At 71.5% G+C, this 3,064-nt stretch carries 3 protein-coding genes and 1 tRNA gene; all 4 read right to left on the bottom strand.

All coding sequences use genetic code 11. The annotated features are described in order from the left end of the window. Positions 1 to 132: 132 nt before the first annotated feature. A tRNA-Arg gene (locus tag CVO76_RS07425) sits at positions 133 to 205 on the bottom strand. 108 nt (positions 206 to 313) lie between these two features. Next, entirely contained in the window at positions 314 to 1,825 is a 1,512-nt protein-coding gene (locus CVO76_RS07420) for an FAD-dependent oxidoreductase (RefSeq protein WP_208741516.1), read from the bottom strand. Then, positions 1,822 to 2,682 (bottom strand): FAD:protein FMN transferase, encoded by an 861-nt coding sequence (locus CVO76_RS07415; RefSeq protein ID WP_244186260.1) that lies wholly within the window; start codon positions 2,680 to 2,682, stop codon positions 1,822 to 1,824. The genes CVO76_RS07420 and CVO76_RS07415 overlap by 4 nt, the downstream gene beginning before the upstream one ends. A 10-nt stretch (positions 2,683 to 2,692) precedes the next feature. Beyond that, a partial coding sequence (locus CVO76_RS07410; protein ID WP_208741515.1) for an FMN-binding protein occupies positions 2,693 to 3,064 on the bottom strand: 372 nt, incomplete at its 5' end.

Genomic DNA, 3,064 nt, shown 5'->3' with positions numbered 1-3,064 from the left:
CCGTTCGTCCCCACGTTCCCCCCGCCGGTAGGTGCTGGTCCGGCCCCGGGGGCCGCATCCTGTGGAGCCTACCAAAACAGAACCGCCGCCGGCCTGGTGGCCGACGGCGGTGGACTCTGCGTGAGTCGTGTGTGCCCTCGATAGGATTCGAACCTACGACCTTCTGCTCCGGAGGCAGACGCTCTATCCCCTGAGCTACGAAGGCGGACACGGGAACTCCCGTACCCGTTAGGGACTCGTAGAGCTTATCAGGTGGCGGTCGGGTCGGGAAAACGCTCGTCGGTACCGACCGCGTCGCCGCCCCGTCCGGGTGTCAGTAGCCGAGGAAGGCATCGGTCCGGATGCGCGCGACGCCGGCCCTGCGTACCTCCGAGCGGATCCGCCCGAGGAACGCCGGCGACCCCGAGGCGAGCACCCTGCGTTCGGCGAGGTCCGGCACCGCGGCGAGGAGGGTGTCCGAGGTCGGCTCGGCGCCACCGTGGATCCACCGTTCGGGGAGTGCCGGCGCAGGCCCCGCCGTGGGCATGAACAGCACCACCCGCGTGCCGAGCTCGAGCAGCTCGTCGCGGAAGGCGATCTCCTGTTCGCTCCTGACCTCGTAGGCGAGGACGACGTCGCGCTCCTCGCCGCGCGCGGCGAGGTCGCGCAGCTGGCTGATGAAGGGGGTGACCCCGATCCCGCCCGCGGCGAGGAGCAGGGGGACCGACGGATCGCGCGGGAGGCTGAAATCGCCGCCCACGAGTGTCCCGGTGATGCGGGCCTCCTTCGGCAGCTCGAGGAGTGCCTTCTTGAAGGAACTGCCCGATGCGGTGGTCCGCAGGCCGAAGGAGAGGGCTTCCCTGTCCTGCGGGGCGGAGGTGATGCTGAAGATCCTCCGGCTGCCGCGGCTGTCCGCGCCGCGGTGCGGCATGGAGAGCTCCATGTACTGCCCTGCCCGGAAGCGCACGGGGCGGGCGGGTTCGAAGACGAGCTCGGTGCTGGTGGGTGTCAGCTGCCGCGATCCGGCGAAGGACAGCCGTACGCCGCGCCGCTGGCCCATGAGGAACGCGACGGCGTTGCCGATCAGGAGGGCGAACTCCGGGCCGAGGAAGACCGGTCCGACGGACAGCTGGAGCGCGAAGACCGCGGCGACGGTCCCGGCGAACAGCCACTGCTGCCAGCGGAGCGGAGGCAGGGTGAGCGGCTCCGTCATCATGAAACCGAGCAGGAACAGGACGGGGTACGACGTCAGGACGAGCTGCAGTCCGGTGCCCGGTGTCATCCCGGACCGGGCGAGTCCGTAGAGCAGGATGCCGATCGCCACGAGCAGGAAGACCGCCCCCATCGGGAGCTTCCGCGTGCGGTACAGGAGAAGCGCGGCGCCCAGTGCGACGACGGGGAGCATGTAGGGGTTGGCGACCCACCAGGCCGCGGCACCCACGCCGAGCAGGGTGGCGACCACGGCACCCGTCGCCGCGGGGTTGAAGATGTGCCGTCCACGGAAGGCCAGGAGGAACTTCGACGCACCGGCGGCGATTCCGGCCGCGAGGATGCCGCCGAGCCCGGACGCGGTGCTCGAGGGGAACATGATCAGGAACACGATCAGTCCCGTGATGAGCGACGAGTCGGTGTGCGGACGCAGCCGCAGGATCAGGGCCATCAGCCGGGTCCCGATGATCGTCCCGCCGACCGCGGCCACGAGCGTCCCGCCGAGCTCGGCCGGGGTGTAGGCGAGGAGGCCCGTCAGCGACAGCGCGAACGCCTCCACCGTCAGCACCAGGAGCAGGATCAGCGTCAGCCGGTACATGGTCATGCGGCCCAGCAGGCCGTCGAGTGCTGCGGTCATGAGAACAGGGCTCCTGCGAGGGGGTCGGAATAGCGGGCGCGTCCGTCCGAGTACATCAGGACGAAGTCGAAATCGAAGGTTCCGGCGAGGTCCGCGGGGTCCGCGACGAACAGGGCGGTGCACAGGCCGTCGGCCGTCATGGCGTCCTCGGCGAGGACCCAGGTGGCGACGACGGAGTCCACGGTGCGGCCCGTCCGGGCATCGAGGACGTGGTGCAGGCCGTCCCCCCACACGCGGCGGTTGGCGGCCGAGGCGCACAGCGCGCCGGCGCCCAGTTCCACCGTCCCGATGGCCGACGACGGATCGTAGGGGTGCTCGAGGCCGACGGTGATGGTACCGGCGCCTGCCCGCCGCATGTCGCCGCTGGCGTCGACGACCACGTCCTCGTGGCCGGCAGCGACGAGGGCGCCGAGCATGAGGTCCACGAGCTGGCCCTTGCCCGCGGCTCCGACGTCCAGGAGGGCCGGCTCGAGCAGCGTGACGCCGTCGTCCGTCCACTCGAGGACGTCCTCCCAGGCCCGCGCCGGTGCCGGCGCCTCGGTGGGGACGAAGGAGTAGGCGGCGTCGTAGCCCTGGGCGGCGAGCCGCTCACCGACCAGGGGGGAGACGCCGCCGCCGGTGAGGTCGTACAGCGAGCGCAGGAGCCGGCCGAGGGGCGCCCCGTGGTGGGGCAGGCCGAGTCGTCCTCCGGTCCGCGCCAGCGCCGTGATGCCCGAGTCCTCCCGGAACCGCGAGTAGACGGCGTCGTACTCCTCGGCGAGTCGCAGCAGCCCGGACCTCTGCTCCGGTGCCAGGGGCGAGGCGCTGTCCACGCGCCACCGGGTGCCGATCGCGTCGAAGCCGAAGGTGTCCGCCACGCCGATCGGCCTAGAGCCGGGCCTCGCTCTTGATCTTGCCGGTCGCCTCGTTGAAGCCTCCACTGGTCAGCGAGGACCCGGCCACCTTGTCCACGGAGAGCTCGTCGAGCTTCTTGCCGACGATCGCGTCGGAGATCCCGCCCGCGAAGCGTCCCTGGTACGTCTTCGTGGTCGGGTTGTCGGGCATCGGCTCGACCTCCACGGCTGTGACGACGTCGGCCTCCAGCGTGAGGGTCACCCCCACCTCCTCCGGACCGGCGGGGGACTGGTAGGAGCCGTCCTGGGTGTAGGTGCCGTCCTTGTAGACCTGGCCACCGGTTCCGGCCCCGCCCGGAGTCCCGGGGTCGGCGGGTGCCGCCGACCCGGCGTCGGGGTCGCCGGC

The sequence above is a fragment of the Arthrobacter agilis genome, assembly GCF_002953615.1.
In the GTDB taxonomy this organism is placed as follows: domain Bacteria; phylum Actinomycetota; class Actinomycetes; order Actinomycetales; family Micrococcaceae; genus Arthrobacter_D; species Arthrobacter_D agilis_B.
Note: the sequence above shows the minus strand (reverse complement) of the source record. Positions and strands in the feature narration are given on the sequence as shown.